This window comes from Shinella sp. OV683, from assembly GCF_057787725.1.
Map to the genome: position 1 here is coordinate 1970084 of NZ_CM173543.1, position 21598 is coordinate 1991681.

A 21598-nucleotide genomic window follows, 5' to 3' on the forward strand; every position below is an offset into this window, starting at 1 on the left:
GCAATCAATCGAGATTGCCAGCGCTTCCCAATGCCGCGCTACCGACGCTGGCCTGTTCAAGATCATCGAGTGGCGTGAGTATTTCGGAGACCTGATCGCGCAGCCAGGCGTGCGCACGGGAGGCGGAATTGCGCCGGTGCCAAGTCATTGCCAACAGCGTTGGCGGCAAAGCAAACGGCAGCGGATGAATGGCAAGCCCCTCTGCGATGGCCACTTTCAGGGCCATCCGGCGCGGTATAATTCCGACGAGGTTTGTCGCCGCCACAGACCGCCAGACGGCCGTAAAGGTCGGTACTGACAGGACTACCTCGCGTTGCAGGCCCAGTGCAGCAAGTGCCGCCGTTTCTCGATCGGGCGCCATCTCCATAACGCGGAAGGCGGCGTGGCGCAGGCTGCAATACAGTTCGACGGGCATCGCCGCCGCTGGCGTAACATCGTGCTGGCGTAGAACCGGATGATCCTGCCGCGCTACAACAACGTAACTGGCATGAAAAATCGGTCGCCAATCGACCCAGGGCGAAAAATTGCCCGCAGGCAACAAGATCAGATCCAGCCTGGCTTCTCGTAGGTCGTCCATGGTCTGGAGATTGAGCGAGTCGGTATAGCGCAGCGAAATGCCCGGCGCCCGCTGTTCCAGGTTAGCCAGCAGGCCGGGAAGCATCATCTCGGTGAAAAAATCCGACGCTGCAATGCGAAAAGTCTGCACCGCGCTCACTGGATCGAAGCTTGCCGGGTTCAAGAAGCGGCTTGAATCCTCAAGCAGTTGCGTCAGCGGCAACACCAAACCAAGTGCGAATTCGGTGGGGCGCATTTGCTGGCCATCACGCACGAGCAGCGGATCGCCGAAGGCGGCGCGCAACCGCCCAAGGGCCGCCGACACGGCCGGCTGCGATAGGCCAACCCGCTCCCCGGCGCGCACGGTAGACCGTTCGCGCAACAAGGCATCCAGCACTTTCAACAGGTTGAGGTCGAACGCGGATAAATTCATGGGACCAATTCAGTCGATATAATCATTCAATTTATCACAAGCCCGGCGGTTCGCTACATCGGGGACGTTCCCATCAACCAACCAAAAAGGTCCCTGCATCATGAACATATACACCCAGCCACAGCAGTCTCATAGCTGGAACGGCACCACCTATCGCATCCTGTTGTCCTCCGCCGAAACTCAAGGCGCCATGTCCATCGTCCACGGCGTTGCCGGCCCGCTTGAAGGCCCGCCTTCGCACGTCCACGAGGCCGAGGACGAAACCTTCCTTGTGCTGGAAGGCGTCATTGACTTCGAACTTGAAGGCGCCGTGTTTCGACGCGGTCCGATGGAGACTGCATATATCCCCCGTGGCAAGCGTCACAGCTTCCGCACCGGTCCCGACGGCGCCGTTTGCATCACCGTGCTGACGCCGGGTGGCTTTGAAGGCTTTTTCAAAGAAGTCGCCGCAGGCGGTTTTCAAATACCGCGTGACATAGCCGCTGTTGCCGAATGTGCGGCACGCTATGGCTCGCAATTTACCGGCCCCGGGCTGGCCCAGACATCGCGCCAAGAACGGCCTTAGTCACGCTCTTATCTCCTTGCGCCGCCTATGTCGCCCGCGGCGAAACGTGGCCGGCCTACACGCGGGCTTTCGACGCTCAACTGGCGGTTAACGCCGGCAAGCCACCGACCCGCTGATTGAGGTCCGTCCGACGCGCGGGCGCTCGTCGGACTCCGCTGGCGATCACAACAGGAAATCGCTGTCGGTGAACTTCACGACACCTTCGAGATGGATGTCGAAATCCGCCTTGCCGTCGCCGTTGATATCGGCGAGGACATGCGTGTCGCCGGAGACCTTTTCGAAGCGTAGTTCTCCGGCATGATGCGTGAAGGCGTGCTTGCCGATGAAATCAAACGTCTGGTTGCCGGCCGCATGCGTATCGGCATCGATGGCATGGAGGTCCAATCTGTCGTGCTCCGAGCGCAGGAAGCTCATGATCGTGTCCTGGCCCGCGCTCTTGACGGTGGACTCGGCAACCGATTTGTAGACGAAGGTGTCGGCATCGCTGCCTCCCGACATCCGGTCGCCGCCCTTGCCGCCCTCGATCGTGTCTTTGCCTGCCTGGCCTTGTATCTGGTTGGCTTCCTTGCCGAATTGCAGATGGTCATCGCCGCCACCGGCCATGAACACTCCCTGGAACGTTCCTTTCCTGCCGTCATAGACATCGTTGCCGTCGCCGAGGATGGCCTGTCCGATGATTGTGCCGGTATTCGATATCGTGGTGACGCCCGAACCTTCGTTAAAGAACGAGAGATTGCCGCCCTTGATCGTGCCTGAATTCTCGACGTACAAACTCTCGGCGCCGAGAAATTTGTGAATGGCAAAGTTTTCGGCCCGGATGGTGCCGCTATTGTGGATTTGCGAAAGCGTGCCGGCATTGGCACCGCCCATCGAGATGCCGTCGCCCATCGAAGTGATCTGTCCGTCGTTCTCGACCTCGGATCCGTAAGCCACCAGCTTGATCGCATGTGCTGCTCCGAAAAGCTTGCCGCTGTCGGAAACCACGACCTTTGCGTCGTAGGACGTCTGGGTGCTCTCTCCAAAGTAAATCGCGGTGCTGCCGGCAACAGATCCGTCGATCCAGGCCTCTTGGTGGTAGGTGCCTCCACTGATCGTGACGCCGCCCGCCGCCGTGGTTGCGATCGAGACGCCGGATCCGACATAGACGTTCTCGTCCGTAATCAGACTGACGACGTCTCCTGCCTGCGTGACGCTTGTGGGGTATCTCCAAGTGGTCATAGTCGGATCCTGTCATTGGCTGTGTAGCGTGCCGGCGGTTCAAACGCAGGCGTTCGCGCGTTGATGGGGTAGGGGATGGCTGCGTGAGGTCGACGGCGTCAAAATCGACAGCATCAAGTCGCTGATCAGAAGATGAAATCCGCGGCGTGCAGGTCTGCTTTGTCGATATTCTTCAAGATCAGGCTGTCCTCTCCGGTCGAGATCAGCAAATCATCACCTGAAACCGTCAGATGATGTGCCTTGAGATCGGCAAAGCTGGTGACATCGCTCCAGCCAGACAGATCGAGTTGATCGATGCCTTTCTGGAAATCGATGATCGTGTCCATGCCGGAGCCCTTGGTGAAGACGAAGGTGTCGGCATCAGCGCCTCCGGCCAGGATGTCGTTGCCCTTGTGACCATCAAGATGGTCCTTGCCGCCCGCGCCTGACAGCGCATTGCTGCCTGCGTTGCCATCCAGGTGGTTGCTTCTGTCATTGCCAGTCGCATCGACATTTGCCTTGCCGATCAGGACCAGGTTCTCGACATTGGCACCGAGCGTATAGGACACTGAGGATTTGACCGTATCGGTGCCGCCCTTGGCTTTTTCGGCAAGTTCCACGGCGCTGTCATCCGTGATCAGCAGGTCGTTGCCCGCGCCGCCCTGAATGGCGTGGTCGACAGAGCCGCCTCGATTGTCGAACCGGTCGTTGCCGGCCGACATGTTGATCAGGCCCTTGATGATACCGTCATTGATGACAGTGTCCGTGGCGGTTCCGCCGAAGAACGCTACGCCACCGGCTTCAACGACGCCGTGATTGGTCAGGTGCGCGCTGCCATGACCATAGTATACCGATACCGCGTCGTATGCGGCGAGAATCGTACCCCCTGTCCCGTTGATGATCGTGTTGCCGTCTTCGGACAGGTTGATCGCGGTGCCGCCTTCAATGTGGCCATGGTTTTCTATCTTTGTGGCATGGAGCGCGGAGATGGCATAGCCGTCGGCGCTTATCGCGCCATGATTGACGATCGATTGGCCTTTGCCGCTTCCGTAAAGTGCAGTCATGCCCTCCAACTCGCCCGTTGATTGAATGACCACGCTGGTTCGCAAACCCAGGATTTGCATCCCGGAATCTTCGCCCTCCGGACCGCCCTTCAGATGACCTCCGAGCACGATCTTGTTGTCATGATATTTTGCCGCTTCGTAGAGTGCACTTTCGGTGGCAGGCAGCGCGGTCTCTATAACCTTGCCCGCGCCAAGAACCCATTTGTCGCCGGAGCCGTTTATGTTGAAAGGGACACTCGTATCGCCTTCGATTATGTGTGTCGTCATCGTCCTGATCCTTTACGTCGGCGTTCGCCCTTGCGACCTGAGCAATGACAAAAGACGGAATTTCCTGGTGAGCCTGGACAGACCGCTCGGGAATTGAGCGGCCGAAGGCAGTTCGGAGTGCGTCGAAGATCGCGCGAGTTTGTTTCAGCTTTATATCTTGATGGGATGACGTTCGTTTCAATTGTTTCTGTGCGGAATGGGGCGGACGTGACGCTTGCGTCGTGACATCGGGCGGTGGCCTCCGAGGCCGCCCGCCCGGTGTGGACGAAAGTCGGGTGGATCAGAAGATGAAATCCGAAGCGTGAAGATCGGTGATATCGACCGACTTCAAAGTCAGTCGGTCGTCGCCCGTCTGGATGACCAGATTATTGCCGACCTCATGCAAGTGATGCGCCTTGAGGTCGGAAAAGCTGGTCACATCGGTCCAACCCCTGAGGTCGACCCGGTCGACGCCCTTCTCGAAATCGGAGATGGTGTCATGACCGTAGTCCTTGGCGAAGACGAAGGTGTCGCCACCGACCCCCCCGGTCATGATGTCATTGCCCTTGTGGCCATCGAGGTGATCCTTGCCTGCGTCGCCCGACAAATGGTTGTTACCAGCGTTGCCGTCGAGGCGGTTCTTCAAGGTGTTGCCGATTGCGTTACTATCGGCCTTGCCAATCAGCAGCAGGTTTTCGACATAGTCGTTAAGGGTGTAGGAGACAGTGGATTTGACGGTGTCGGTTCCGCCGCCGTTGGCCTCGACCAGCTTGACCGCACTATCGTCGGTGATCAGCGTGTCGTTTCCCTCATCGCTGCTTATGTCGTGATCGACAGAGCCGCCGCGATTGTCGAACGTGTCGTCTCCGGCCTTGAGGCTGATCACACCTTTCATGACGCCGCGATTGATCACGGTTTCATCGCCGTACCCACCATCGATGACGTAATAACCCGCCTCGATGTATCCGCGGTTGACGACTGTCGACACGTCCCCGTCGAGAGTGGCAAGGCGAACGGCCGCATCCTGGACAATGATCTTTGCACCAGCTTCGTTGGTAATATCGCCGCCGCCGGATGTCGTGTGGATGCCGCTGCCGGTGATGATGTTGCCGCTGTTGTCGACGGTGATGCGATGCCCCGAATAGACTGCATACCCGTCAGAGAGAATATCCCCATGATTGATGACGCTTTGATGCCTGCCGGTCGCATAGAGGGCGATGTAGCCAGTCACTTCGCCGGACTGCCCGATCTCGACGCTGGCATTGCGCCCCTGGAGGAGCACGCCGTAGTCATCGCCTTCAGGGCTGCCGGTGATGTGGCCGTTGATGACGATCCGGGAGTCATGAGAATTCACATCGTCGGAAATCGCGGCTTCGTGGAAATCCTGGGCGGTGATGATCGATGCCGTCTTGTCGACGATCCAGGTGTCGCCCGAGCCGGTGACGTGGAATGGCTGGCTTGTATTGCCCGTTATGTGGTGCTTGGCCATGTGATGTCCTGTAAGCGCTGCCGTTGAGGGATGCTCCCGCCCATGCGGCTTGCCACAGTGACAAAAGACGTTTGGAAGTTGCGTGAAAGTTTCCGTAGGCTGAATGAGAGACGTCGGAAGCCGCTGATTTATTCGACTAACGCCGGTGTGCAGTCGCAGCGTTTCAGAAATGTGTCTGCCAAGAAACAGTTCCGTTTCAAATGTTTCCGGACACAGCCGGATTGCATCGGCACGGAAGTTACCGGTCGGACTAGTCGGCCTTGCAGCTGATATCGCCGAGCGTCTGGGCATCATGGCCCTCCACCGAAACGGTGGGATTGGCCTTGGCCGCACAACGTGTCTTGCCCGCCGCACCGGTTTTGAAATGCACCACAGGCTGGCCGTCGATCATGATCGAACTGATGGTCTCGTAGAGTTCCGGCGGGCAGTTGGCAACGTCGGAGAGACGTAGTGCGGGCTTGCCGCCGATCATCACCGTCATGCTGCCGGACAGGGCGCAGGCGGGAATATCCTGGGCGACGGCGGCGGTGGGAAGCGTCACCAGAAGAACTAAGGCGGACGTCCTGAACATGCTTATTCTCCCTGGCCGCATCAGCCCTTGAGGAAGCCCTGGCTCCGGAGGTCCAGCGACAGGCCCGGAAAGACCTTGGACGACAGGGCGCTTGGAGCGATGTCGAACTGACTATTGAGCAGAGCAGCAGCAATTTCTCGCACATCTGCGGTCGGCATCAGGTCGCGGTTCTCGAACAGCTGGTTCTCCTTGATGCCCGGCCATTTGCCATAGACCTTGCCGCCGCGGATTGCGCCACCGGCGATGATGGCGACGCCGCCCGTGCCGTGGTCGGTACCTTTCGAGCCATTCTGGCGCACTGTCCGGCCGAATTCGGTCATCGCCAGGATTGCAGTCTTTGACCAGACGTCCGGCCCAAGCTCCGCCTTCAGGGCGGTGATCGATTTGACAAGGCCCTTCAATGGTCGATGAAAGACACTCCTCTGGCCAATATGAGTGTCCCAGCCGCCAATCGAGAAGTTGGCGATGCGATATTCGGCCTTGAGCATGCCGGCGGTGAGCTTGGCGATGCCGGTTGGATTGTCCTTCCGCTGGATGCCGTTGAAGACATTATCGGAATCGGTGTCTGTTCCCACAGCCTCACCAAAGGCCTGCGCGAAAGCAGGGTCATTCTTGTAGAGCCGGGTGAAGAAGGCCAGTTCATCGGGCTCGATGTTGAGATCGGACTCGGTCGACCAGACGTCGACCTTATTTGGACCGCTCAGGATCAACTCGGCCGACGTGCTGATGTCGATCGCCTTGCGGCTCTCGGAACGAGGAATGGCGGACAGCGCGCGATTGAGCCAGCCAGAATTGATATCTGCCACATGCTGGCCGCCCGATTCCAGCATATCCTGGCCGTCGAAATGGCTGCGCGCATCCCGGTAGGGTGTCGAAACCGCATGCACGAAACCAAGATCGCCAGATTTCCAGAGGGGCAACAGCTCGGCTGCCTGTGGGTGCAGGCCAAAATAGCCGTCGAGGTCGAGCAGACCCATGGAGGGGTCGAGGGCGAGGTCTTGTCGATATTGCTTCAGGAGCGGATCGCCATAGGGCTGGACGAGATCCAGGCCGTCGAGTGCGCCGCGCAGCATGATGGTGATCATCCGCTTGTCGCCGGGCACTGCCGCGAACGACATCGGCGTCAGCAACGGCGAGGCTGCCGCGCAGCAGGCGGAAGCGAGGAACGTGCGCCGGCTCAGGACAAACTTTTCCATTATCAATATCCTTCCTGACCGCTTAGCGGCGGTTGAATTCGGGAGAGGCGAGCACCAGCGCCATGCCGGCCGTCTTGTTCGGGGCCTGCGATACCACCTTGATCGTGTCGTCGCGGGCGGCATCGCTCAGCACGGCCTTCAGCAATGCATCCGGGCTGTCGCGCCCGCCAAACTTTGCGGCTGCGCGCTGAGCCCATTCGATGCGGCCGGTAATCTGGCTCGAGGAAATCCAGGTCGAAAATCCCTCTTCGAAACCGGCCGGACTTGATGGCTCCCATACCGGCTGGCCGAGCTTCCGGACAGCGCCGGCCGTCAGCGGATTGAGGCTTGGCTGCATTGCCATGCGCCGACCTTTCCTGGCTTTCGCCTCGCGGTCGGCAGCCTCATCGTCGCGCATATCCTCATCCTGCTGCATATCCGGGGTCTTTGCCGCGGAATTGGACGCCATGGTTGGCGCGGGCTTGCCAGGATCGCTGCCACCGTCCATCTGCTGGTCGTCGTCGCCAGACGGCGAGGCGAGCGCCTGCTCGGGAACGCTGAGCGCGCGCAGGCCGGCAACGACGAAATCATAGGGTTGCCGCGCCTTCTCGCCTGGATTGTCCCAGGCTGCGGGGTGGCGAAGCATGGCCTCGTAGACCGAGCGGAGATTGCCGCCTGATTGCGTCCATGCGCCGTTCATCGCTTCAACAAGTGCTTCGGGCGGCTTGTCCGAGACGAAATGCACCGCGAGCTTTCGGCAGATATGTTTGCCCGTCTGTGGCATTGCGGCAATGTCGTCAAGCATCTGGTAGACATCGTCGATCGAGCGACGGCTGCTGCCGTAGGACTTGTCCATGAAGGTGAGCGGACCCGGCTCGGCGAGCAGCGTTTTGAAATCGGTTTGGCCGGTCTCCTTGTCGATTCCCAGGCCGGTTAGGATCATCGCCGCATCATGGACGTCCCGCTGCTTGTAGCCACCGTCGACGCCGAGCGTGTGCAGTTCGAGCAGTTCCCTGCCGAGATTTTCGTTCAAACCCTTGCCCTTGCGCATACCACGAGGCGAATTTGGCCCGGCCGACTTGATCTGATCCAGATAGGTCAGCATCGCCGGATGCAGGATGGCTGCGCGCAGAAGGTCGGAAAACGATCCTGTCATGTTCGGGCGGATGGCTTCGACCTCGTAAAGGGGCACGATCAGGTACATGGTGCGGAATTTACGGGCGCTGACGGAGAAGTGGTCGAACCAGAAGGTGGCGAGCCGCTCGTGAAATCCGTAGGGCGAGAAGGCTGATTGGGCGATGCGTGCATGCTGATCCGGGCCGAGGACATGATAGATTTCGCGCCGGATCGGCCGCATCTTGAGGCGTTTTTCGCGTTTGTCCTTGGTGTGAATCGACGCAAGCCTGTCGTTGAACTCCTTGAGCTTGAGATAGCGCTGCTCGACACCCCCGACTGGAAAGCGCAGCTTTTGTTCGGCGGCCTTGTCCAGCTGCGCCAGCAGCGCATCGGCGCCGTCAGGCGGGGCCTCACCGGGGCGGATACCGTAGCCGAAGCGGATGGCGCTCATGGTCGGCCTGGACAGGGACATGGTCTCTCCTCGGAAGCGGGCGACGGTGGATCATCGCTCCGAAATTCGTCAACAATTCGATTAGCAAAGCCATCATGAACGGAAGATGAAAGACGCTCCGGCGGCAATCAGCGCAAACCCGATGAGTTGGTTGTAGGTGACGCTCTCCTTGAGCCAGAACACCGAGAAACCAACGAACACGATCAGCGTGATGACTTCCTGCATCGTCTTCAACTGGGCGGTGGAATAGTAAGCGCTGCCATAGCGGTTGGCGGGCACTGCCAGGCAATATTCGAAGAAGGCGATTGCCCAACTGCCGACAACGGCGATGATAAGGGGCGACGATTTGAACTTCAGGTGCCCGTACCAGGCAAAGGTCATGAACACATTGGAGAGGACAAGCATGGCGATCGGGGCGATCTTGGCAGAAAGCAGCATGAGGAAACTCGAATCGGAGGGTGGAAGATACGGCAGGATCAAGCGCGTTGGGCGCTCGCTGTCAAACGTGCATGCCGAGATTAGGTTGCCGCTAAATTTCTATGGAGCGATTCTGCCTGGAAGATGGCATGACCCCAAATATGACGGCTCAATCCCGCGGCACCGGCGTCGGCTCGCCGTTCTGATCCAGTGCGACCATGACGAAAATGGCGGCGGTGACCTTGTCCATCTGGTGGAGAAGGTAGCGCTGTGCCCAGGCCTCCACATTCAGCGTGATCGAGGTGCGGCCGACCTTGATGATCTCGGTGTAGATCGAAAGCGTGTCGCCGATCTTGACTGGAAGCTCGAACACCATCTCGCGTACAGCCACGGTGACGACGCGGCCATGGGCACGCTCGGCGGCGCGGATGCCCGACGCCAGATCCATCTGCGCCATGACCCAGCCGCCGAAGATGTCGCCGGCGGCATTGGCGTCGGCTGGCATGGCGATGGTGCGGAGCGTCAAGTCTCCGGCGATATGGGTTGGAATGGTCATATGGCGCTCATCATGTTGTCCGGGTTGTCCGGGCTCGGAGGTCATGGCTCAGTTTTAGGTCAAGTCGGCCGTAGCGCAAGCCGGCAGTGCCGATGTCGGCAAATGGGGGTGGTCAATCCACGCCTTTTTGGTTTGAGGGCGAAGCTGAATTACTTCGCGCAGCTCTTGATGAGGGTGTCGACGGCCTTCTTCGAGCCCTTGAGTGGGAAGGTGGCGCCAGGCACTTTGCCGCCGACATCGGAAAGCGTCATGTCGGGTGCCGATTGGATGAGGGCGGTTACCGGGTCATTGATCGGGAAATTGAAGGACATCGCACCATCCATATCCTCGTAGATGGCGTTGTGGGTGACGGATTTGTCGCCGAAAGACAGCGTGAAATCGGTGGAGTAGTTGCCGTCATTCGGTGGGTAATTGGTGGGCGCGACCGGGATGAAGCGCATCGACAGTTCGTCCGGCGCGCCGCATTGGAGATAGAGTTCATGGGCGGCGTTGCCGGTGCCCTTGCAGACATGGGCCATCATGACTTTGCCGCCCTCGTCTTCTTCCATCGACGCGGTCCAGTGATCGCATTGGTCGGCAAGTGCCGGCAACGGCAGCGTGAGGAAAAGCAGGGCGGCAAGGCATCTCATGGCGGTGGCTCCCGGATCGTTCAGCCGACAATAGCTGCAAAATCATGGACGCGCGAAGCCTGATATTTATTCAAGGTCGGCTTTATTCAAGGTCAGCTTTATTCGAGGCCGGCATGCCGAGCGTTTTCAGGATAAAGTCGGCGATCTCTTCCGTGGCATCGAGATCGAAGGTGGGTAACGTCGTGTCCGGCACCGGATGATCGGCGGCGATTGCCGCGATGTAGGGATCGGTGGGTGCGAGCGGCTCGCGGCTATTCGCTTCCAGCCGTCGGGCTTCGATTTTCGGCACCGGCTCGCGCTTGTAGCCCTCGATCAGCACGATATCGCATGGTGCGAGACGGGCAAGCACTTCGGCGAGGCTCGGCTCGGGGGCGCCACGCAGCTCGTGCATGATGGCGTAGCGCGTGCCGGAGACGATCGTCACTTCGTACGCACCGGCTTCGCGATGGCGGAAGGAATCGGCGCCGACCTTGTCGATATCGAAATCGTGATGGGCGTGCTTGATAGTCGAGATCTTGTAGCCGCGCGCTGTGAGCTCGGTCACAAGACGGACTGCGAGGCCGGTCTTGCCGGAGTTCTTCCAACCGGCGATGCCGAAGATTTTAGGTGATGTCACCACGTTGTGTTCCCAGTCAAATCGAAATGGAGTTCATTGCTTCCAGGATTTTGCGCGCATGTTCAAGGTCATCCGGTGTGTTGACGTTGAAGAACGGATCAAGCGGACCCAGCGGTGTCTCGATCGCTTCGAAGACGACCGTGCGCACCGGCAGGCCGTCGAGGAAAGCTCGTACTTTCAGCGTCGGCGGGTGTTCCAGCCAGATCGTGAGCTTGTCCAGCACTGAAACCGGCCAAAGGCCGATGACTGGATGCAACTGGCCGTCGGACATGGTCAAGGCGATATCGTCGCTGCCGGTCAATGCTGCAGCCAATCGATCGACCAGATCAAGAGGGAAGAACGGTGCATCGGTGGGGACGACAGCAACGTGGCTGGCATCCGGCCAGGCAAGTTGGGTGTGGGCAAGCGCTGCGTGAATCCCGGCCAGCGGCCCCGGAAAATCCGCAAACCGATCAGTGAAGGACACAACATCGGGGAGCGCGATATCCTCGCTGTTGCTATTGAGTGCCAACGTGGTGACCTGCGGGCCAAGGCGTGCTGCGACATGGTCGATCAGCCGCGCCGGGCCGAAGGGCAGTAATGCCTTCGGTTCGCCCATGCGCGACGACTTGCCGCCGCTGAGGATCACACCCGGAAATCTTGCCGTCATGACTTGTTCTCCGGCTGTCGTCAGGACGAAGTGAGGTTTGCGCTGGCATCGAGTTCACGGCTGAGCCGGCTCTCATGATAGAAGGAGTAGAGGCCGGCAGCGATAACGATTGCCGAGCCAATCAGCATCCAGAAGTCCGGGAACTCAGCCAGCATGAAGATCCCAAGGATGATCGACCAGATCAATCCAGTATAGCGGAACGGCGCGATGAAGGATATGTCGCCGGCGCGCATCGCCATGATCACGGTCTGGTAGCCGGCAAACAGCGCGAAGGCGCCAAATGCCAGAGCGCCCAATTCGAATGTGCTGACTGGCTTCCAGCCCCCGAACGGTCCGATCAGGAGGCCGCCGACGATCGTGATCACCAGTGCGGTGACTGCCGAGATCAGCAGCGATGGAATCTCGGGATTGATGCGGCGTGTGGCAAGGTCGCGGACAGCGGCGGCAGCAACTGAGCCGATCACCAGCAGAGAACCAACGGTAAAACCTTCGGCGCCGGGGCGGATGATGACGATGACGCCGAACAGGCCGACGAGGATCGCCGCCCAACGCCGCCAGCCGACCGGTTCGGCAAAGAACAATGCGGCACCCATTGTTACCGCCAGCGGCAATGCTTGCAGGATCGCTGCCGCATTCGGCAGGGGCAGCATGCGAAGTGCGCTGACATAGGTGATCGAAGCGAAGATCTCGCCACATGTCCTGAGCACGAGGTAGCGGTCGGCGAGAAGCCTGAGCGGGCGCAAGGCCCCGAGCCGCCAGGCAACGGTGAAGATCAGCACCGTGGTCAGGGCGCCGCGAATGAACATGATCTGTCCGGTATTGAGATCGTGCGCGACCAGCTTGACCATGGCATCGTTGACCGTGAATCCCGCCATCGCGAACGACATCAGGAAAGCGCCTTTGTAGTTGTCGTTCATCGCCATTATGTCAGGAGTCCGCCACCCAGTTCCAGTTGTGTATAGAACGCTCCGCACCCGCCATACAACGGCTGCCGGGGACATTCCCGGCCTATTTCGTTTGCCCGCTATGGCACTGGCGATCAAGCGACATGGATTTGCCGCGATTGCACCTCCCGTGCCGGGGCAGGCAATACCAAAAGATTCGTGTTTTCAAGGCCAATTCTGGGATTGGGATCAGGCGACCATCAGGTCGTCGCGGCTGCCGGATTCAGCCGGCTCCTCCTCTGCGAAGCGCAGTGCATTCTTGCCGGATGCCTTGACCTGATAGAGTGCCTTGTCGGCGCGGTTGAGCAGGTCGGCACTCTGGATGCCGCGCTGCCAACAATCGGCAATGCCGATCGAACACCCGATTTCGGCCAAGCCGGCCGTGAGGTGGAATGGCTCGGAAAGAGCAATCAGGATACGGGCGCCGACGGCCTGGATGTGGGCCTTTTCGATACGGCCGGACATGATGATGGCGAATTCGTCGCCGCCGATGCGCGCCACCAGGTCGGAATCGCGCATGCAGGACTTGAAGCGCTGTGCTGCCTGGACGAGCAACTCGTCGCCGGCGGAATGGCCCATCGTGTCATTGATTTTCTTGAAGCCATCGAGATCGAGATACATGACGACCACGCCGGTCAGGCTTGGGACAATCTGGTCGATGCAGCGGTCGAGTTCGCTGAAGAAACGCGTGCGGTTGGCAAGGCCGGTCAGTGGGTCGCAATAGGCCTTCGTCTCGCGGTCGTTGATGATCCGGGCCGAAGTCGCGAGATAGCGCAGCAACATCGCGGCCAACAGCGACAGAGCCAGCAGGAAGATGGCGATGAAGGGCAGGGCGATCTGCAGCAGGCCATTGCCGGGCTTTTGCGCATCCCAGGTGAAGCGGGCAACGCCAGCGCCTTTTCTGTCGGCTTCGCCCAGGGTGATCAGTGCCCTGTTGTCACTGATGTCAGCGTCGGACTTGACCGAGCGGAAATTGGCAAGCTCGAAGTCGCGCGCAAGGTCGGTGAGCAGATCGGTATCCACGAGGTCGACAAAGACGATGGCGTAGCCGGTTGGGGGCTTCTCGGCATCGGTCCATGAACGCACAGGTGCGATGGCGATGGCCACGGCAGAATCCGCAAAGGGCTGCAGGCCCGAGTAGCTGGCTCCCGCGGCACGGGCTTTCCAGTCATCGTAGGATTTCAGGAAGGCCATCGGCATCGCCACGACGGTATCCGGCGTGGCGTCTGTCTTGTTGACGTAGGAAAACATCGTGTGGCCGTTGGCATCGATGACAAAGGCCATGTCCGTGCCCAGGCTTTTTGCCGCGCCCGTGCCGATATTGTCCTTCATCCACTGATAATCCGGCGCCTCGACCAGTGCCGTGACCGCTTCATCCCAATAGCCGTAATCACTGGCACTGACCGCGAGTTTTTCCGCGTGGATGCGCAATGCTCCACTAGCGAGCCTTGCCTGCTGGGCAATAGCGATCCTGGTCTGGTAATCGGCGGTCCAGAAAATGCCACCAACTGCAAAAATCAGCAGCATGACCACCAGCGCCGAGAGTGGAAAGATCACTCTTCGTGTAAATGCCTGGCTTGTTTCTGCTGACGCCTGATTCATAGTGTTGCCCATTAGCACTGGGCCAAGATTAGCAGTCGAATATTCAGGTTTCGCTTAATAAAGCGGTTAATGAAATATAAATGATGCAGAAAAGTGTGCCGTAGCGGCACCTGACGTAACGGCAGTCTGCTGAATCAGCCGCCGGTAACGCTCATGTGACGGGCGACCGCCGGGCGATTATGGGTGCGGTCGATGATGAAGTCGTGGCCCTTGGGCTTGCGGCGGATCGCTTCGTCTATGGCGGCGCTAAGCACCGCCTCGTCGTCGGTTTCGCGTAGTACGGCGCGCAGGTCGGCGGCGTCTTCCTGGCCGAGGCACATATAGAGCGTACCGGTGCAGGTCAGACGAACGCGGTTGCAGCTCTCGCAGAAATTATGCGTCATCGGCGTAATGAAGCCGAGCTTGCCGCCGGTTTCCGCAACCTTGACGTAGCGCGCGGGGCCGCCGGTGCGGAAGCCGATGTCTTCCAGCGTGAACTGTTGTTCCAGCGTGTTGCGCAGCTCGGAAAGCGGCAGGTAGCGATCGGTGCGGTCTTCCTCGATTTCGCCCATCGGCATGGTTTCGATGACCGTCATGTCCATGCCGCGGCCATGCGCCCAGCGCATGATCTCGGAAATTTCCCGCTCGTTGAAATCCTTCAGCGCCACGGCGTTGAGCTTGACATGAATACCAGCCTTCTGCGCGGCGTCTATGCCGGCAAGCACCTTGGAGAGGTCGCCTGTCCGGGTGATTTCGTGGAACTTCTGTGGATCGAGTGTGTCGACCGATACATTGATGCGGCGGACGCCGCTGTCGGCGAGCTCGTCGGCATATTTGGCGAGCTGCGAGCCGTTTGTGGTCAGCGTGACTTCTTCAAGCGCGCCATCGCGAACCTGCCGGCCAAGCGCGCGGACGAGGTACATGATGTTGTGACGCACCAGCGGTTCGCCGCCAGTCAGTCGAATCTTCCTGACGCCCTTGTCGATGAAGGCCGAACAGAGACGCTCGAGTTCCTCGAGCGTCAGCAGGTCCTTCTTCGGCAGGAAGACCATCTTCTCGGCCATGCAATAGGTGCAGCGGAAATCGCAGCGATCGGTCACCGAAACGCGCAGATAGCTCACCATCCGGCCGAAAGGGTCGATCATGGGCGCGGGCTGAACTGTCGGGCCGAGCGGACCCGGATGCGTATTCATATGCTGTTTCCTCCACGCACCATGTTGCTGGCGCAGGCGTGGCCGTCAATTCCTATATAGGTATTGATGGCATTTTTGGTAGTCAAAATGTCTTGCGGATGCGACACGCAAAGGCTAATCCGGCGAAAAAAGGACGTTTGCATGACGAATTTCTGGCCGACCGAGATCCGCGTTTCGAAAGATCGCCAATCGCTGTCCGTGACCTTCAACGACGCGGAGACATTCAACCTGTCGGCGGAAATGCTGCGGGTCCTGTCGCCGTCCGCCGAGGTCAAGGGCCATGGCCCGGGCCAGGAAGTCACTGTGCCGGGCAAGCGCAACGTGGCAATCATCGCGGTGACGCCGACCGGCAACTATGCGATCCGCATCGGCTTTGACGATTTCCACGACACCGGCATTTTCACCTGGACCTATCTGCGCGAACTTGGCGAGCGAGGCGCGGAAATGTTTGCCGATTATGAGAAGGCTCTGGCGGCAAAGGGAATGACGAGGGATGTCAGCGAAAAGCCGCGGTAATCAAAACGCCTTCGGCAATCCGGCCTGTTTCAAGGTCTCATTAGCGGTATGTCGCGATTTCGTTCCGCGGTCGACGGTGAAGTAACGTTTGGTGATCGGGCTGAACCAGATTTCATGATCACCCTTGCCGTCGCGGTGGAAATAGCAACCGCCGGCTTCCAGCAATTCTTTCAGCTGCTTAAGAAAACTCGCCACTGGCTAGAGAGCCGGATTGGGAATTCGGCTGGTCTGTTCGGCAACGATGTGAACAGGAATTTCCGGCAAGTCCGAGGTTTCGCCGTTCAGTTCCATCAGATCGGAAATAGCGTCCAACACCTTTGTTCGCAGGACTTCCATCGTATCCGCTTCGACGGAAAGGCCGTCGATGTCGCTGGTTGTGGCGACCCAGACCCGGGCCTCATCGTCCCAGAATGCACGAACGACGATTGAAAGATTCTTCATCGAAATGGCTCCTGTTCAGATCATAAATAGAGCTTGGGATACTGATTTGCAATCAGACGACGCGTGACCTGCCTCACTCCTCCTTCGCTTCCTCCGCCAGCAATATCCCGACGATCTTCTCCATGTGGTCGGCGATCCCCAGACATTGGCTTTCGCTGGAGGTTCCCATCACCAGGTCGATCAGTTCGGTCTGGATTGCCATTGCCTTTTCGGTGATCTCCTTGCCTTCCGCGGTCAGGAACAGGCGCAGCACGCGCTTGTCCTTGCCGTCGCCGCGGCGCTCGACCAGGCCGCGCTTTTCAAGTTGCGGCAGCAGCATCGACATGTTGGAGCGGCCGACCAATAGCTTGCGCGCCAGTTCCTGCTGGGAAATGCCCTCGCGCCGGTAGAGATTGATCAGGATATCGAGATGCGGCGGCTTGATAGCGAGATGGCCGATATTGCGCTGAAGCGTCAGCTGCATCAATTGGCAGGCACGGCCGACAGCAATCCAGGTGCGAAAACGCGGATGGTCCCAAGGCAGGACTTGATTTTTGTTCATCATTGTACTTTATTGTTCAGCATTGAACTTTCAGGATTCTCGTCATGTCATCATATATTGCCAAGATAGCAGGGCAAGCGATCAATCTGACCGGGCTCGTCGCCCCACAAGCGGCAGGCCGCATGGCGTTCCGGCTGTTTTCCGCCACAAAGCCGGATGTGCCGGCCAAGGGCAAGGCGCGCAAGCTCTATGAGGTCTCGCAGGCCTCGATGCGTCAGGCCGAAAGATTGCTATTGCCGGTGCCGGAAGGCCACGTGGCCGCGCATCGCTTCCCGCCCATCGGCGCGCCGAGCGGCAGGCGCTATCTTGTCGTGCATGGTTGGGCCTCGCGGATCGACTATATGCAGTCGCTGGTCACCGCGCTGCGACAGACCGGCGCGGAGGTTGTGGGCCTCGATCTGCCCGGCCATGGCGGCTCGACGGGGCGCGTGCTGACGGTGCCGCTGGCGGTGGGTGCGATCGACGCGGCGTGGCGTCAGTTCGGCAGTTTCGATGCGATGATCGGCCATTCCTTCGGTGGTTTTGTCGCCGCCATGGTCGCCGCTGGCCCCGAGGATTGGGTGCGCCGGCGCATGCCGAAGAAACTGGTCCTGATCGCCGCCCCGGTGGCTGCCAAGCATGTCTTCGACGGCTATGCCGGCATGATGGGATTTACCTCGCGGGTCCATCGTGCGCTCGAGGATCAGGCGCATGCGATCGTTGGCCGGCCGATCGAATTTTTTGCCGCCGACCAGATGCTGGCAACGGTTCCGAATCTGCCGGTGCTGGTGCTGCATGCCGAGGACGACAAGGAGGTCGGGGCTGGTGCTGCCCGTCGCTATGGCCGTGCCGGGCCGCATGTGAATCTTCAATGGGTCAATGGTCTCGGTCACCGGCGCATCGTCAGTTCACCCCAAGCGATTGAAACCATCAAAACTTTTCTCGGGTAATTTGCGCTGATATTGGCTATCTGAAACTCCTAACCGGAGGCAGCCATGCGCAAGATCGAAAGCGTCGAGGAATTGAACCGGCTCTACGGGCAGCCCGTGGAAGCATCCATCATCAAGGTCACGCCGAGGCTGACGCCGGAATACCGGCAGACGCTCGAGGCGTCTCCCTTCGTTGCGCTGGCGACGGTGGGGCCGGAGGGCCTGGATTGCTCACCGCGCGGTGACTCCGGCCAGGTCATCTATGTCGATGACGACAAGACGCTGTTGATGCCGGACTGGCGCGGCAACAACCGGGTCGATTCGCTTTCCAACATCGTCCGCGATCCGCGTATCGGCCTGATGTTCCTGATTCCCGGCTCGACAACGACGATGCGGGTGAATGGACGCGGCGTGGTTGCGATCGAGCCTGACCTGCTGGAACGCTTCGAGATGGACGGCAAGCATCCGCGCTCCGTCGTGGTGATCACCATCGACGAGGTTTACACCCAGTGCGCCCGCGCGGTGATCCGCGCCGATCTCTGGAACGCTGAGAAATTCGTGGCGCCCGGCTGCCTGCCGACCGTCGGCCAGATGATGAAGACGATCAAGGAGGGTTTCGACGGCGAGGCCTATGATCGGGATTGGCCCGGTAGGGCCGCCAAGACGATGTGGTGACTGGCGGAAAACCCGACCTACGCCGGGTTTTCGCTTTCGGGTGAAGACTACAGTATCAGTGGTCGCCCATTTCCTTCTTGAACGTGTCGAGATCGACTTGCATGCCGTTGAAGACCGTACTCCAGTGGCGTGTCAGCGCGGCCATGGCGACGGCTTCCTGTATTTCTTGGTCGGTTGCACCGGCACGCCTGGCAGAAATCGTATCGGCATAGATGCAGTAGGTGCAGGGAATCTGTGCGGCGACCGCAAGGCTGATCAGCGATTTCGTCTTGGCGTCGAGCGCTGTTTTGTCGCTGAACTCGATGTCGCGGAGTTCAGCCCAGGCGCCGGCGATGCCTGCCTTCGGAAAGGCCTTCACGAATGTCGGAACGCCACCGAACATTTTTTGCATTTCGGCATAGGCGGCATCGGCCGGCGATTGGGCGTCGGCCGCATATGCCGTCGAAGACAGAAGTGCTGCGCTTGCGATGACAGACATGACGGCGAGATTTTTAAGACTGCGGGTAATCATATCCATTCCTCCTGTTTCGGGTTGGCCTTACACTGTAAGGTTGGCAACATTAATAAGTTTACAGCGTAAGAAATGCAAGGGAAGAATCGGCGTTCGGGGATTCGTTCGTTCACATTGCCGTGCATGGATCGCGAGGCCCGCAGGAGGCGTGTAAGATTGATGACTGCACGCGAATCCGGTATTCCTGCCTCGAATTCCGGAGTATCCTCAAGCGTCTACCAATTAGAAGGCATGAGCAGGGGGATGAGCCGCCAATGGCGAAATCGATCACGTATGGCGTAGGGACGGTCGCAATTGCATTGGTGATGTGGGCAATCGCCGGCGTCGTTCAGGCCGGCGCGCTGACGCTGGAGGAGAAGCTCGACATCCTCGTGAAGTCCTATCCGGAGACGCTGCTGAGCGCGGGCGACAACCATGTTGTCTTCAAGCTCAAGGCCGAAGCCGTTGTTGTTGACGATGGCAAGACGCGTGATCATTTCCAGAAACTTGAAAACGGCGATATCGAGGACAGCCTGGAACAGCTCTACGAAGCCGGCCCCTGCGAGACCAAGCCGCAGAGGAACGAGGATCCCGGCCGTATCCGCTCTGAGCGGTTTTTGCGGGTCATGTATGGCGACAGTGCCAAGGAAGTTCAGGCCAATCTGGTCGATGTCAAATGGTTTGGCGAGACTCTGCATGTCACCAAAATCAACGGCGTCAACGAGGCGCTCGAAAAGGTGCGTGATGACCTCGTCTCACGCAGTGATCTGAGGAAATATCTGAGCCCATCGGCTGGAGTGTTCAACTGGCGCAAGGTTTCCGGTCAATCCAATCTCTCCGTCCATAGCTTTGGCGCTGCGATCGACCTTGACACCAAGTTTGCGGATTATTGGGTCTGGTCTGGCGGCAAGCCGGGCAATGTGCCGGTCTACAAGAACCAATTCCCGATGGATATCGTCGAGATCTTCGAAAAACACGGTTTCATCTGGGGCGGGCGCTGGTATCACTACGACACGATGCATTTTGAATATCGCCCAGAATTGTTGGAAATCGGCAGGCGTTCGGGCGTTGCGGCCTGCAAGTGATGGGATGAAATGATGGGATGGAACGAATGTCGCTGAAAATCTACACCGCCGGACCGGAAGTCTTTCTCGCCAATGCCCGCGAAATCATGGATGCCAAGACCGCGCTCTGCAAGAAATATGGTTTTACCGCGATCTGCCCCGGCGATCTCGACATTCCGCCCGCCGAGACAATGAAGGCGTTCGGGCTGGCGATCAGCAAGGTCGACGAAGAGATGATGGACAGCGCAGATGCCGTGATCGCCAACCTCACGCCGTTCCGCGGTATCGCGGCCGATGTCGGTACCTGCTTCGAGCTTGGCTATATGTGCGCACAGGGCAAGCTGGTGGCCGCCTATACCAACGTCGTTGAGGATCATTACCAGCGGACGGTTGGCTATTACGACGGCCGGATCAGCGAAGACGCACAGGGTTACAAGCGCGGCCCGGACGGCCTGTCGCTGGAAGATTTCGACATGATCGACAATCTGATGCTGCATGGCGGCGTCGAGCGGCGGGGCGGCCACGTGGCGGTCCACAAGGCCGCCGCCGATGCGCTCTATACGGATTTGACCGGGTTCGAGGAGTGCCTGAAGACGCTTGCCGCGCAGATCAAGACGCAGGCGAGGGACAACGGCAAGCGGCCGGACGAGCTGGATGCGAGTAATGATGATTGAGGAGCGTACCGCGAATACCATTGCCTTTTGATTTTGACGGCGTATGCTGATGTCATACGATGAGGTGAAATCCGATGACCGAGGCAATGCAACCTGTCAGCGTTCGTTTGACGCCTGAAGAGCGCGATCTTGTCAGGGCGGCAGCGGAACACGCGCGAACTAACATCAGCGATTTCATACGCCGCCGGGTCGTGGCCGCTGCGGAATCCGAGCTCTCCGAGCAAACCGTGATTACAATTCCCGCAGAAGCTTGGGAGAGATTCGAGGCTTGGCGGGATGCGCCGGCGAAGGAAATTCCCGCTCTGAAGAAGCTAGCTCAAGCCAGAGCCGAATGGACAAAATAAGCCTTCCACGGCCGCTTCTGCAGACGGATGAAAGGGAAGCTTTCGATTGCGGTCGCGAGTCGATGAATTTGTGGTTTCGAAGGCACGGCTGGCGAAACCACGCGTCGGGTATGTCTCGTATTAGCGTGATCGCGGATGGCTCCAAGGACTTGATTGTCGGCTATGTCTCACTGAGTGCCGCGCAGGTCGAGCGGGAAATTCTGCCCAAGACCGATCAGAGGAATCGGCCCGACCCCGTGCCAGTGATCCTTCTAGGGCGGCTTGCGGTCGATCTTCGCTATACCGGCAAGGGGCACGCAGCATCTTTGCTTTTCCATGCTCTCAAAACGGCGATGCAGGTTTCGCGCGACATCGGCTGCTTTGGGGTGGTGACGCATCCGCTAGATGACGGCGTGCGATCGTTTTACACCCGCTTCGGCTTCGTTGATCTGCCTTTCGATCCCAAGCGAAGTATGATTGTGCGAATGGTCGATCTCGAGTTCAATGGATTTGGTTAGT

Annotated in this window: 27 protein-coding genes; 8 read left to right on the forward strand and 19 right to left on the reverse strand. The window is 59.2% G+C overall.

The features are described 5' to 3' along the window. Window positions 1-4: 4 nt before the first annotated feature. On the reverse strand, window positions 5-988 hold the full coding sequence (locus ACXHRN_RS09355) for a LysR family transcriptional regulator (RefSeq protein WP_488641046.1): 984 nt from the start codon (window positions 986-988) through the stop codon (window positions 5-7). A gap of 100 nt (window positions 989-1088) precedes the next feature. On the opposite strand from ACXHRN_RS09355, the gene ACXHRN_RS09360 reads away from it, so the two are divergent. Then, window positions 1089-1553 carry a cupin domain-containing protein gene (locus ACXHRN_RS09360; protein ID WP_488641047.1) on the forward strand — a complete coding sequence of 155 codons (465 nt, stop codon included), beginning with the start codon at window positions 1089-1091 and terminating at the stop codon, window positions 1551-1553. A 162-nt stretch (window positions 1554-1715) separates the two neighbouring features. On the opposite strand, the gene ACXHRN_RS09365 is transcribed toward ACXHRN_RS09360, so the two are convergent. From ACXHRN_RS09365 to moaA, 14 genes are all read right to left on the reverse strand, one after another. After that, window positions 1716-2771, reverse strand: coding sequence for a calcium-binding protein (locus ACXHRN_RS09365; protein WP_488641048.1), 1056 nt, complete (start codon window positions 2769-2771; stop codon window positions 1716-1718). Between the two features lie 125 nt (window positions 2772-2896). Next, on the reverse strand, window positions 2897-4081 hold the full coding sequence (locus ACXHRN_RS09370) for a M10 family metallopeptidase C-terminal domain-containing protein (RefSeq protein ID WP_488641049.1): 1185 nt from the start codon (window positions 4079-4081) through the stop codon (window positions 2897-2899). Window positions 4082-4361: 280 nt separating this feature from the next. Beyond that, window positions 4362-5549 (reverse strand): calcium-binding protein, encoded by a 1188-nt coding sequence (locus tag ACXHRN_RS09375; RefSeq protein ID WP_488641050.1) that lies wholly within the window; start codon window positions 5547-5549, stop codon window positions 4362-4364. Between the two features lie 250 nt (window positions 5550-5799). After that, window positions 5800-6120, reverse strand: a complete 321-nt coding sequence (locus ACXHRN_RS09380) for a PAAR domain-containing protein (RefSeq protein ID WP_488641051.1) — start codon at window positions 6118-6120, stop codon at window positions 5800-5802. 20 nt (window positions 6121-6140) lie between these two features. Then, window positions 6141-7316, reverse strand: a complete 1176-nt coding sequence (locus ACXHRN_RS09385; protein WP_488641052.1) for a DUF1501 domain-containing protein — start codon at window positions 7314-7316, stop codon at window positions 6141-6143. A 22-nt stretch (window positions 7317-7338) separates the two neighbouring features. Beyond that, window positions 7339-8883: a DUF1800 domain-containing protein gene (locus ACXHRN_RS09390; protein WP_488641053.1), complete on the reverse strand. Its 1545-nt coding sequence runs from the start codon at window positions 8881-8883 to the stop codon at window positions 7339-7341. 72 nt (window positions 8884-8955) lie between these two features. Next, window positions 8956-9300, reverse strand: a complete 345-nt coding sequence (locus ACXHRN_RS09395) for a DMT family protein (RefSeq protein ID WP_488641054.1) — start codon at window positions 9298-9300, stop codon at window positions 8956-8958. A 148-nt stretch (window positions 9301-9448) separates the two neighbouring features. Beyond that, window positions 9449-9835, reverse strand: coding sequence for an acyl-CoA thioesterase (locus ACXHRN_RS09400; protein ID WP_488641055.1), 387 nt, complete (start codon window positions 9833-9835; stop codon window positions 9449-9451). A gap of 149 nt (window positions 9836-9984) precedes the next feature. Continuing rightward, window positions 9985-10464 (reverse strand): hypothetical protein, encoded by a 480-nt coding sequence (locus ACXHRN_RS09405; RefSeq protein ID WP_488641056.1) that lies wholly within the window; start codon window positions 10462-10464, stop codon window positions 9985-9987. Between the two features lie 82 nt (window positions 10465-10546). After that, window positions 10547-11080, reverse strand: a complete 534-nt coding sequence (gene mobB / locus ACXHRN_RS09410; protein WP_488641057.1) for a molybdopterin-guanine dinucleotide biosynthesis protein B — start codon at window positions 11078-11080, stop codon at window positions 10547-10549. 16 nt (window positions 11081-11096) lie between these two features. Further along, window positions 11097-11729 carry a molybdenum cofactor guanylyltransferase MobA gene (gene mobA, locus ACXHRN_RS09415; protein ID WP_488641058.1) on the reverse strand — a complete coding sequence of 211 codons (633 nt, stop codon included), beginning with the start codon at window positions 11727-11729 and terminating at the stop codon, window positions 11097-11099. Between the two features lie 20 nt (window positions 11730-11749). Continuing rightward, complete coding sequence (locus ACXHRN_RS09420; protein ID WP_488641059.1) at window positions 11750-12652, reverse strand: DMT family transporter; 903 nt, start codon at window positions 12650-12652, stop codon at window positions 11750-11752. A 210-nt stretch (window positions 12653-12862) separates the two neighbouring features. Beyond that, window positions 12863-14230, reverse strand: a complete 1368-nt coding sequence (locus ACXHRN_RS09425) for a sensor domain-containing diguanylate cyclase (RefSeq protein WP_488641060.1) — start codon at window positions 14228-14230, stop codon at window positions 12863-12865. 179 nt (window positions 14231-14409) lie between these two features. Further along, window positions 14410-15447, reverse strand: coding sequence for a GTP 3',8-cyclase MoaA (moaA, locus tag ACXHRN_RS09430; RefSeq protein WP_488641061.1), 1038 nt, complete (start codon window positions 15445-15447; stop codon window positions 14410-14412). Between the two features lie 141 nt (window positions 15448-15588). On the opposite strand from moaA, the gene ACXHRN_RS09435 reads away from it, so the two are divergent. Then, a complete protein-coding gene (locus ACXHRN_RS09435) occupies window positions 15589-15963 on the forward strand; it encodes a gamma-butyrobetaine hydroxylase family protein (RefSeq protein WP_488641062.1) in 375 nt (124 codons plus the stop codon). On the opposite strand, the gene ACXHRN_RS09440 is transcribed toward ACXHRN_RS09435, so the two are convergent. From ACXHRN_RS09440 to ACXHRN_RS09450, 3 genes are all read right to left on the reverse strand, one after another. After that, window positions 15964-16158 (reverse strand): type II toxin-antitoxin system HicA family toxin, encoded by a 195-nt coding sequence (locus ACXHRN_RS09440; RefSeq protein WP_488641063.1) that lies wholly within the window; start codon window positions 16156-16158, stop codon window positions 15964-15966. A gap of 3 nt (window positions 16159-16161) precedes the next feature. Beyond that, window positions 16162-16404 (reverse strand): DUF1902 domain-containing protein, encoded by a 243-nt coding sequence (locus tag ACXHRN_RS09445; protein ID WP_488641064.1) that lies wholly within the window; start codon window positions 16402-16404, stop codon window positions 16162-16164. Window positions 16405-16477: 73 nt separating this feature from the next. Then, window positions 16478-16945, reverse strand: a complete 468-nt coding sequence (locus ACXHRN_RS09450) for a MarR family winged helix-turn-helix transcriptional regulator (protein ID WP_488641871.1) — start codon at window positions 16943-16945, stop codon at window positions 16478-16480. A 44-nt stretch (window positions 16946-16989) separates the two neighbouring features. Between ACXHRN_RS09450 and ACXHRN_RS09455 the strand changes: the two genes are divergently transcribed. Continuing rightward, complete coding sequence (locus tag ACXHRN_RS09455; protein ID WP_488641065.1) at window positions 16990-17874, forward strand: alpha/beta hydrolase; 885 nt, start codon at window positions 16990-16992, stop codon at window positions 17872-17874. Window positions 17875-17919: 45 nt separating this feature from the next. Further along, window positions 17920-18528 (forward strand): pyridoxamine 5'-phosphate oxidase family protein, encoded by a 609-nt coding sequence (locus ACXHRN_RS09460; RefSeq protein WP_488641066.1) that lies wholly within the window; start codon window positions 17920-17922, stop codon window positions 18526-18528. Window positions 18529-18583: 55 nt separating this feature from the next. Here the strand turns inward: ACXHRN_RS09460 and ACXHRN_RS09465 are convergent, their stop codons facing one another. Then, the gene (locus ACXHRN_RS09465; RefSeq protein WP_488641067.1) at window positions 18584-19039 is read right to left on the reverse strand and encodes a carboxymuconolactone decarboxylase family protein; all 456 of its coding nucleotides are present in this window, start codon (window positions 19037-19039) and stop codon (window positions 18584-18586) included. Between the two features lie 254 nt (window positions 19040-19293). On the opposite strand from ACXHRN_RS09465, the gene ACXHRN_RS09470 reads away from it, so the two are divergent. The 4 genes from ACXHRN_RS09470 to ACXHRN_RS09485 all read left to right on the forward strand — a co-directional run bounded on the left by ACXHRN_RS09470 (window position 19294) and on the right by ACXHRN_RS09485 (window position 21597). Beyond that, window positions 19294-20103 carry a M15 family metallopeptidase gene (locus ACXHRN_RS09470; protein ID WP_488641068.1) on the forward strand — a complete coding sequence of 270 codons (810 nt, stop codon included), beginning with the start codon at window positions 19294-19296 and terminating at the stop codon, window positions 20101-20103. A gap of 26 nt (window positions 20104-20129) precedes the next feature. Beyond that, window positions 20130-20756: a nucleoside 2-deoxyribosyltransferase gene (locus ACXHRN_RS09475; protein ID WP_488641069.1), complete on the forward strand. Its 627-nt coding sequence runs from the start codon at window positions 20130-20132 to the stop codon at window positions 20754-20756. 74 nt (window positions 20757-20830) lie between these two features. Then, on the forward strand, window positions 20831-21100 hold the full coding sequence (locus ACXHRN_RS09480; RefSeq protein ID WP_488641070.1) for a type II toxin-antitoxin system TacA family antitoxin: 270 nt from the start codon (window positions 20831-20833) through the stop codon (window positions 21098-21100). Beyond that, entirely contained in the window at window positions 21088-21597 is a 510-nt protein-coding gene (locus ACXHRN_RS09485; protein WP_488641071.1) for a GNAT family N-acetyltransferase, read from the forward strand. The genes ACXHRN_RS09480 and ACXHRN_RS09485 overlap by 13 nt, the downstream gene beginning before the upstream one ends. Window position 21598: the final 1 nt, after the last annotated feature.

Bases quoted from the DNA above. Each gene is read 5' to 3' on its own strand.
- ACXHRN_RS09375 (WP_488641050.1), bottom strand. From the start codon at position 5,549: ATGGCCAAGCACCACATAACGGGCAATACAAGCCAGCCATTCCACGTC.
- ACXHRN_RS09380 (WP_488641051.1), bottom strand. From the start codon at position 6,120: ATGTTCAGGACGTCCGCCTTAGTTCTTCTGGTGACGCTTCCCACCGCC.
- ACXHRN_RS09445 (WP_488641064.1), bottom strand. From the start codon at position 16,404: ATGAAGAATCTTTCAATCGTCGTTCGTGCATTCTGGGACGATGAGGCC.
- ACXHRN_RS09395 (WP_488641054.1), bottom strand. From the start codon at position 9,300: ATGCTGCTTTCTGCCAAGATCGCCCCGATCGCCATGCTTGTCCTCTCC.
- ACXHRN_RS09455 (WP_488641065.1), top strand. From the start codon at position 16,990: ATGTCATCATATATTGCCAAGATAGCAGGGCAAGCGATCAATCTGACC.
- ACXHRN_RS09420 (WP_488641059.1), bottom strand. From the start codon at position 12,652: ATGGCGATGAACGACAACTACAAAGGCGCTTTCCTGATGTCGTTCGCG.
- moaA (WP_488641061.1), bottom strand. From the start codon at position 15,447: ATGAATACGCATCCGGGTCCGCTCGGCCCGACAGTTCAGCCCGCGCCC.
- ACXHRN_RS09450 (WP_488641871.1), bottom strand. From the start codon at position 16,945: ATGAACAAAAATCAAGTCCTGCCTTGGGACCATCCGCGTTTTCGCACC.
- ACXHRN_RS09400 (WP_488641055.1), bottom strand. From the start codon at position 9,835: ATGACCATTCCAACCCATATCGCCGGAGACTTGACGCTCCGCACCATC.
- ACXHRN_RS09365 (WP_488641048.1), bottom strand. From the start codon at position 2,771: ATGACCACTTGGAGATACCCCACAAGCGTCACGCAGGCAGGAGACGTC.
- ACXHRN_RS09485 (WP_488641071.1), top strand. From the start codon at position 21,088: ATGGACAAAATAAGCCTTCCACGGCCGCTTCTGCAGACGGATGAAAGG.
- mobA (WP_488641058.1), bottom strand. From the start codon at position 11,729: ATGACGGCAAGATTTCCGGGTGTGATCCTCAGCGGCGGCAAGTCGTCG.
- ACXHRN_RS09435 (WP_488641062.1), top strand. From the start codon at position 15,589: ATGACGAATTTCTGGCCGACCGAGATCCGCGTTTCGAAAGATCGCCAA.
- ACXHRN_RS09370 (WP_488641049.1), bottom strand. From the start codon at position 4,081: ATGACGACACACATAATCGAAGGCGATACGAGTGTCCCTTTCAACATA.
- ACXHRN_RS09465 (WP_488641067.1), bottom strand. From the start codon at position 19,039: ATGATTACCCGCAGTCTTAAAAATCTCGCCGTCATGTCTGTCATCGCA.
- ACXHRN_RS09470 (WP_488641068.1), top strand. From the start codon at position 19,294: ATGGCGAAATCGATCACGTATGGCGTAGGGACGGTCGCAATTGCATTG.
- ACXHRN_RS09475 (WP_488641069.1), top strand. From the start codon at position 20,130: ATGTCGCTGAAAATCTACACCGCCGGACCGGAAGTCTTTCTCGCCAAT.
- ACXHRN_RS09385 (WP_488641052.1), bottom strand. From the start codon at position 7,316: ATGGAAAAGTTTGTCCTGAGCCGGCGCACGTTCCTCGCTTCCGCCTGC.
- ACXHRN_RS09480 (WP_488641070.1), top strand. From the start codon at position 20,831: ATGACCGAGGCAATGCAACCTGTCAGCGTTCGTTTGACGCCTGAAGAG.
- ACXHRN_RS09355 (WP_488641046.1), bottom strand. From the start codon at position 988: ATGAATTTATCCGCGTTCGACCTCAACCTGTTGAAAGTGCTGGATGCC.
- ACXHRN_RS09460 (WP_488641066.1), top strand. From the start codon at position 17,920: ATGCGCAAGATCGAAAGCGTCGAGGAATTGAACCGGCTCTACGGGCAG.
- ACXHRN_RS09405 (WP_488641056.1), bottom strand. From the start codon at position 10,464: ATGAGATGCCTTGCCGCCCTGCTTTTCCTCACGCTGCCGTTGCCGGCA.
- ACXHRN_RS09360 (WP_488641047.1), top strand. From the start codon at position 1,089: ATGAACATATACACCCAGCCACAGCAGTCTCATAGCTGGAACGGCACC.
- ACXHRN_RS09390 (WP_488641053.1), bottom strand. From the start codon at position 8,883: ATGTCCCTGTCCAGGCCGACCATGAGCGCCATCCGCTTCGGCTACGGT.